Source organism: Mesorhizobium sp. M7A.F.Ca.US.014.04.1.1 (genome assembly GCF_003998745.1).
Lineage (GTDB): Bacteria > Pseudomonadota > Alphaproteobacteria > Rhizobiales > Rhizobiaceae > Mesorhizobium > Mesorhizobium ciceri.
The window spans coordinates 1-8,587 of the sequence record NZ_RZRW01000231.1; the positions used below are offsets into that span (position 1 = coordinate 1).

1 protein-coding gene is annotated in these 8,587 nt (G+C 64.7%); it reads left to right on the forward strand.

The annotated features are described in order from the left end of the window. Positions 1-8,587 (forward strand): hypothetical protein (locus EOA22_RS16790; RefSeq protein ID WP_245478644.1); only part of this gene is annotated, 8,587 nt, incomplete at both ends.

The window sequence follows — 8,587 nt, forward strand, 5'->3', positions numbered from 1 at the left end:
GACGCTGGACGACGCCGGGACCAAGTCGGGTGCGAACGGTTTTGTCGTGGCACTCGGCGGCAACGGCAATCTGACGACTGGCGGGGTGACGCTTGCCAATGGACAGACCGTCATCGGCGGCGGCGAAAGCGTCACCGCAAGGCTTTTCGGCGGCGGCACCAGCACCTTCAACCTGGGCGGCAGCGACGGCACGATCCAGGGCACCAACGTCGCCAACCCCGTCTTTACGCTCGGCAACGGCAACACGCTCAGCGGTATCATCATCACCGGCGGCGGCGACGGCATCTTCGGCAACAACATCACCGGCGCGACGCTGACCAATGTGACGGTCACCGGTGCGGGCGGCAACGGCGCCGACTTCACGGGCAGTTCGACCGGCATCACCGACTCCAACTTCACCGCCACCGGCAACGGCCTCGACGGCCTGCACATCGACGGCGACGGCACCTACAATTTCACCGGCACGACGCTGCTGCAGGGCAATCTCGACGACGGTCTCGATATCACCGGCAAGGGCACCTACACCTTCGCCACCGTCAATGCGCAGGACAATACCGACCGCGGCATCACCGTGCAGGGCACGTCGACCGGAGGCACGTTCACCACCACCGGCGGCACCGTGTCAGGCAATGGCGGCACCGCCGTCTTCATCGATCCGATCACCGCCCATGTGGTGCTGGACTCGATCAGCCAGAGCGGCGGCACGTCGGGTGTCGTGCTGGAGAATGTCGCGGGCAACTTCACCGTCAACGGTGCGACGACGATCTCCAACACGACCGGACCGGCGATCGCCATTTCGGATTCGCCGGCGACGATCCGCTTCGGCGACATCAGCATCACCAACCCCGGCGCCGACGGCATCTCGTTTGCCGGCGTCAATGCGGCGGTGGTCGCCGGCAACATCGTCATCTCCGGACTGGGTGTCGGCACCGGCCTCGACTTCTCCGGATCCAAGACCAATTTCACCGCGCAGTCGCTCAGCATCACCGGCACCGGTGCTGCCGGCTCGATCGGCATCGATCTGACGTCGCCGAGCGTTGGCGGCGCGGTGATCATCATCACCGATGGCGGCGTCATCACCAATGTCGATACCGGCGTGCGGCTGGGCATTGCCGGCACGCCGGGCGCCACGGCCAACGCCGAATTTACCTTCGGCGGCAATTCCAGCTCCATCTCCGGCATCACCGCCTCGCTCGATGCGCGCGGGCTCAATGAGGGCAGCGGCCACTACGCTTTCGGCACGACCGCGTTTACCGGCCCGCAACTTTACGATCTGCGCAATTACATCTTCGTTGCGGCCGGGGCTTCGGGCGGCGGCACGTCGATCACCGACCTCGCCTCGATCGAATATGCCGACAGCATTACCGCCAGCGACGCCATCATTGTCCTGGTCAACCGCGGGACAATCGACGACGCCACCGGCTTCTCGCTGAGCGACGGACAGGAACTGGCCTCGTTCGGCAACGACCGCGCGTTCTCGCTCGGCGGGGTGCCGTTGAATGTCACCGGCACCAACATCCATCATGACGAATCCATATCGGATTCAGCGGGTGCGGCGACGCTGACCAGTTCCGGCGGCGGTAATGTCGTGACGCTGGGCAACGGCAACACGCTGCTCGATTTCAACGTTTCCGGGGGTTCCGGCTCGGCGATCTACGGCCTGGGCATCAACGGCCTGACCGTCCAGGGCGTGACGGCCAGCAATGTCGGGTCCGGCCTCTACCTCAATGGTGTGACCGGCACGGTCTCGGTCGACGACCTGACCGTCCAGACCGCATCTCAAACCGGCATCGTGCTTGTCGATTCGAACGCGACCGTCGATTTCACCGGCAACACCAAGATTACCAGTGCCGCCAGCGTCGGGCTGTTCGCCAACAATTTCGACGGCATCGCCACCTTCGACGATCTCGACATCAGTGGCGGCGGCAGGGGCGTGGCCATCTGGAGCGGCTCGAGCGGCACGCTGACTTTCGCGGCCGCGAGTTCCATCACCAACACGGGCGATGTAGCCTTCAACATCAACGGTGCGGTGCCCAACGTCACCTACAACGGCACGATCGACCAGGCCAATGCGGCCAACGCGGTCAGGATCATCGGCCAGACCGGCGGCACCGCCACCTTCGGCGGCAAGATCACCGCCAGCACGGGCTCGGCCAACGCGATCGACCTGTCCGCCAACACCGGCGGCACGGTGAAATTCACCGGCGGGCTGGACCTGACCACGACGACCGGTACCGGCTTCGATGCCACCGGGGGCGGCACGATCACAGTCGCGGCCGCGGGCACGGAGCAGATCACCACCGGCACCGGCCGGGCGATCAATCTCGACGGCATCACCATCGGCACCGGCGGCATGGCGTTCGACAGCATCACGACAGGCGTTGCGACGGCCACGGCGCTCAACTTCAATGCCGTCTCGGGCGGCCAGTTCCTGGGTGGCAATGTCACTGTCGGCGGCACCGCTGCCGGCATCAACGGCCTTGCAATCAACGCTTCGTCATCGACCTTCACCATCACCAATCTGGTGGCGACCAATGTCGCGGGCACCGATGTCAGCCTGACCAACAATACGGGCTCGATCACGATCCTCGGCGGCACCATCACCAATTCGGGCGCTGGCGACGGTGTCGTCGTTTCCGGCGGCAGCGCGACAGTCGGCGTAGCGGCCAACATCTCCAGCTCGGCAACCGCGCCAGGCGCGGCGGTCAAGGTCGACGGCACCACCGGCGGCTCGGTGACCTTCAGCGGTACGGTCACCTCGACCGGCACCGGCGATCTGTTCGATGTCGGATCGACGCTGACCCCGGCCGGCGGCGCCATCAGCTTCACTGGCCCGACCTTGTCGGCGACGGGTGGCGGCGGGGCGCTTGTCAGCAGCCTCGGCGGCACCGCGACGTTGAACGTGACCGCGCCGCTGTCGATCACCAATGCCACGGGCACCGGCCTGTCCGTCACCAATGTCGCCAGCACGGCATCGGCGAGCTTTGGCGAGGTCACCGTGACGACGCCTGGCGGCACCGGCATCTTCATTGCCGACAATGGCACGGTCACCTTCGGCACAACCCAGGTTACGCTGGGAGCGGCAAGCACCGCCGGCATCGAGTTCCTCGACATCAACGAACATATCAGCTTCGGCACGACCACGATCGACGAGGTTGGCGCCAACCAGACCGGCATCGACTTCAGCGGTTCCTCGAGCGGTTCCTCGACAAGGGCCGATTTCGGCCTGACCACGATCACCGGCACCGGCAGCCTGACCTCGCGCGGCATCGACCTGTCGTCGACGACCGGCAACAAGACCATCACCTTCCTGCGCGGCTCCAGCATTTCCAATGTCGGCGTCGGCGTCGAATTGTCGTCGAGCGGCGCCACCGCGACCTCGGCCAACGCCAACTTCACCTTCGGCGACGGCACGTCCGCCGATGGGCTGCAGTCCTCCATCAGCGCCGCCGCCGGCGGCTACACCGTCAACACGATCGGGCTCGATCCGACGCTCGGCAATTATGATTTCGACGACGTCAACTTCACCGGCGCCGCCCATCTGGCCAGCGCGGTCGGTGGGACCATCATGATTTCCCAGGGCGGTGGCATCGTCCACGCCAACACGGACGGGCTCAGCGCCGACGTGACCACCTACACGGTCGCCGAGGCCGATGCCATGACCGGCACGCTGAACTTCGCCTTTGTCGGCACCGTCGATCTCAGCGGCACCCCGTTCACGCTCGATTCCGGCCAGTCGATCATCGGCTTCGGCAACGGCGCCTCCATCCTCACCTCCGGTACCGTCCAGCCGGTCAATGTCCAGGGCAATCTCGGCGCTACTGGCGGCAACGTCACCGGCGATGAGGGCGTGGTCAAGAGCACGGGCAGCGATACCCTGCATCTGCTCGGCAACAACCAGGTGCGCGACACCGCTTTCGACTTCAGCGGCGGCAGCGGCTCGGTCTTCCTCGGCAACGGGAGCGCGGCTGGCTTCGTCAATACCGGCGGCATCTTCATCGAAGGCGTCACGGTCAGCAATGTCGCCGTGGGCCAGACAGCGTTCAAGGTCGTCGGCCTCGACACCAATTTGTCGATCACCAACAACAACATCAACGTCGCCGGCACGCTGCTCGACGCCAATGGCGGCAGCGGCGACATCACGGTCACGCGTGGCAGCTTGCCCAACAGCGGTCCGGCGGGCACGCTGACCGGCGGCGGCATCAACCTGCAGAACCTGACCGGCACGGTGACCATTGGCGACGGCACGCTGACCAACACCGGCGCGAACACGGCTTTCAATGTCGGCTCGACGACTGCCGGGAGCGGCGGCAGCGCGATCATCTCCTATGCCGGCACCATCAACAGCAACGGCACCGGCGCGGCTGTTTCGATCCAGAGCATGACTGGCGGCTCGGTGACGCTGTCGGGCAACCTGACTGATACCAACGCGGCCGCTGGCGGCAATATCGTCATTGCCGGCAACGACTCGGCCGCGATCACCTTCTCGGGCACCAGCAAGGTGATCAGCTCGGGCGCGACGGACGCCGTCAGCCTGGGTCTCGTTGGCAATTTCCCCGCAGGCACACCGGCCCCCAACACCAATTCCTCGATCAATTTCACCAATGGCGGTCTCGACATAACGACGCCGACCGGCACCGGCTTCATCGCCTTCGGAGATTTTACCACCGGCGCCGTTACGGTCACCGGCACGGGCAACGAGATCAATTCCGGCGCCGACGGTCTTATCTTGTTCGGCGCCAATGTCGGCGCCGGCGGCGTTGCCTTCGACAGCGTCTCGGCCGTATCCACGAGTACCGGCGCTGGTGTGCTGCTTGGAGGTATCAATCTCGGCGGCGACGTCAACATTGGCGGCCTGAGGGATACCGGCTACATCGGCGCTTCATTGATCGGCCTGAGCGGCGCCGGCGTGGTCAATTTCACCGGCAAGACCGATCTCGACGTCAGCTACAGAGGGTTCGATATTGGTGGGCCGCTGGTCGGCACCATAAACATCGCCAATGTCGCCGGATCCACCCTGAACATCGATGGCGCCGAGATCGGTATCGCATTGACGACCTCGAGCGGGACCGTCAACGTTGGCGGGAATGGCGGCAGCGCCAGCATCGGCGCGACGACAAGCACCACTGGTTCAGCGATCACGCTCGCCGGCGGCAATGATCTTGTCCACGCCACACTGAACTACACCGGCTCGATCAACGTCAGCGCGGGTAGCGTCTTGCAAGTCGGCGGCGGCGACTGGAGCGAGCTCAACATGAGCGGTTCGGTCGTTTCGACCTCGGCAGTAGCACTGCCGGGGACAGCGGTCTTCACCTTCAGCGGCAACGCCGAGGGCGTGTACAATATTTCGAGCACGATCAATCATACCGGGAGCGCCGTCGGCGTCTTGTTTGACGGATCGTCCGAGGGAACGGCCACCTTCTCCGGCACCTCGAAGATATTCGACACCAGCAGCGGCGCCAACGGCGCCATCGTCAAGCTCCCCAGCATCGGCCCGACCCAGGGCACGGGCTCGCTCGCCTTTACCGGCGGCAACCTCAAGATCACCACCGCCAGCGGCGCCGGCTTCAGCGCCAGCACCTTCGGCGCCGGCACGATCAGCGTCAGCGGCACCGGCAACACCATCACCACCGGCACGGGAACCGCGCTGAAGCTTGGCGATGCGACGGCGGTCGTGGCCGGGGCGACAGGCGCGACGGTCGGCGCGGACGGCATCAAGTTCGACACGATTTCGACCAATGGCGCGGCGACCGGCATATCACTCAACAATGTCAGCGGCGGCGCCATCGATCTCGGGGCGGTCGACCTGCAGGGCATCACTGGCACCGGCGTCCAGGTTTCCGGCACGCTCGGCTCGACGCTGGATTTCCACAGCCTGAACATCGGGATCGCGGCAAGCGCCACCAACGCCGTCGGCCTCGACCTCAATGGCGCGGCGCTCGGCACGAGCACCATCACGGCCGACGATTTCGATGTCGACGGCGGCAACTCCACCGGTTCGCTCGGCATCGACATGGCCGGCACGACGACAACCGGCACCGGCAAGATCCAGCTCGGTGACCTCCTCAACAACAATCCTGGCCCTGCTGGTCAGACGTCGACCATCACCAAGGTCGCCCAGGGCGTCCAGTTCTCCAGCGCCACCAACGCCAGGCTGGTGTTCGGCGACGGCGGCAGCCCGGCCGAATCGAAGATCGAGACCTTCGGCAACGGCCAGGTCATCCACGCCACCGACACGCTGCCGACATCGGGCGACTACAATTTCAACGACGTCAACTTCAGCGGCGACACGTCGAACCTGTCTTCGTACAAGGTCTACTATGTCACCGCCGATGCCACCGCCCTTGGCGACGGCAGCCTGCTCAATCCGGGCACCTATACCAACGCCCAGGCATCTACCGCCAATGTCATTGTGCTCATCGACAAGAACGTCGACGGCGGCCAGGCGACGATTGACCTCGGCGGTACGTCGTTCCAGCTCGATGACGGGCAGGTACTGCTCGCCTTCAAGAGCGACGACGCGGCCGTCGATGTCTCGCAGCTCGGCGTCGATACCAGCGCCGGCGCTTCGGCTGCGTTCCATTTCACCACCGTGCAAAACTCGCCGATCATCGCGGCACCGGCGGGCATCGACACGCTACGGCCGATCCTGCAGAGCAACACCGCCGGCTCGGTGGTCGATCTGGCGACATCAGGCTCGGGCGTCGTCACCGGCGGCCTCCAGAACCTCATCATCCGCAACACAGGCACCGGCACTGGTGTCGCCGTCAACGCGACGTCCGCCTCCAGTTTCTTCCTCCGCAACAACGACATCGCGGCCGGCGGCAGGGCGCTCGATTTCTCCACATCAGCTGCGCCGGCCAACACGCTTCTGCTTTCGATCGACGGCAATACGCTGAAATCGACGGGATCGGCGCTGGCCGCGTCCTTTGCCGGCCAGAACATCAGCGCGACGGACAACTCGGTCGAGATCCAGTCCTTTGCCGACAACACTGTGCTCGGCGGCACTGGCGGCGGCATCGCCTTCAACAATGTCCGCTTCGACTCCAACGGCGCCGGCGGCACTGTCAGCGCCGGAACGATCGGTGTTGGCTCACCAGGCCCAGGGCGCGTCCAGGGCGACGGCCTCAGCTTCACCAACACCAGCGGCACCCTCGATCTCGGCGCGTTCAGCGTCTTCAACAATGGCGGCACCGGCGTCCTAGCCAACACCAAGACCACCAATTTCACGCTGAACAGCAGCAGCGGCGGCGTCTTCACGGGGAATGGCGCGGCGTTCGATCTCGATCCGCTGACCGTCAATATGGTGGTGACCAGCATCAGTTCAGGCGGCAGCAGCGGCGGCATCATTTTCGACGGCGTCGCCGGTACCTTCACCGTCACCGGCAACACGAGCGTTGCCGCGGCGACGACTGCCGGCATTATGGCGATCAACGCCGGCAACACCGGCGTCTTCACCTTCAACACGGTGACACTGAACAGCGCCGTCACGGCGGGCGGCGGCATTCAGGTGGCGAGCGGTACGCTCAACATCACCGGCCTCGCCAACATTGACACGACCACCGGCGTCGGCGTCTCGCAAACCGGCGGCACGGTCAGCTTCACCGGCGGCGTGACCATCGACACCGCCAGCGGCACCGGAATTGTTGGAACCGGCGGCACGATGGGCATCACAGCTACCGCTGCCGCAGAAACGGTGAGGGCGACCACCGGCCAGGCGATCAATCTCTCTGGCGTCGCCGCCAGCATCGCGCTCGATTCGACCAATTCGGTCGGCGGCGCCAACAATGTCAGGCTGACCAACGTCAGCGGCACGGTCGACCTCGGTTCCGGCGCGCTGAGCGGTGCAACGGGTACGGCGTTCCTGGTTTCGGGCGGTTCGGCCAATATCGATTACAATGGCACCATTACCCACACCGCCAACGCCACCGCGATCGACGTCCAGAACCACACCGGCACCGCCGGCGGCGGCAGCACGATCTCGTTCGACGGCGCCATAACATCGAATAGCTTTAGCGACGGCATCAACCTGGTGGCCAATGGCGGCACCAACGGCACGACGATCAGCTTCACCAACAAGCTGGCGATCGATACCTCAACCAGCGACACCACCGGCTTCAGCGCCACCGGCGGCGGCACGGTTACCGCCACCGGCTCCGGCAGCACGATCAATTCGGGGACCGGCACCGCGCTCGATGTCGAGAACACGAATATCGGCTCGGGGAACCTTGTCTTCCAGAGCATCACATCGAATGGCGGTAGCGCCAACGGCATCATCCTGGTCAATACCGGCACGGCGCTCGGCAATGGCGGCTTGCATGTAAAATTGCTTACGGCTGATCACAGCCGGAACAACTCGCGGCTCGTCATAAGGTTCGGGGACGTAGTCGTCGTATTCAGTAGTCTCGCCTGTCAACACGTTCAATTCAGTGCGCTTCATGATCTTGGCTCCTTATTGCCACTGTGCGGAGATTGTGCCGGCATCGAAGGTGGACGTTCCCGCAATGGTGGTGGCCCTTACGCGGTCCAGAGTTCCGGGAAGCACAACTGTCCCGTTGGCCGATATCATGTAGACAGAATTGGAAAG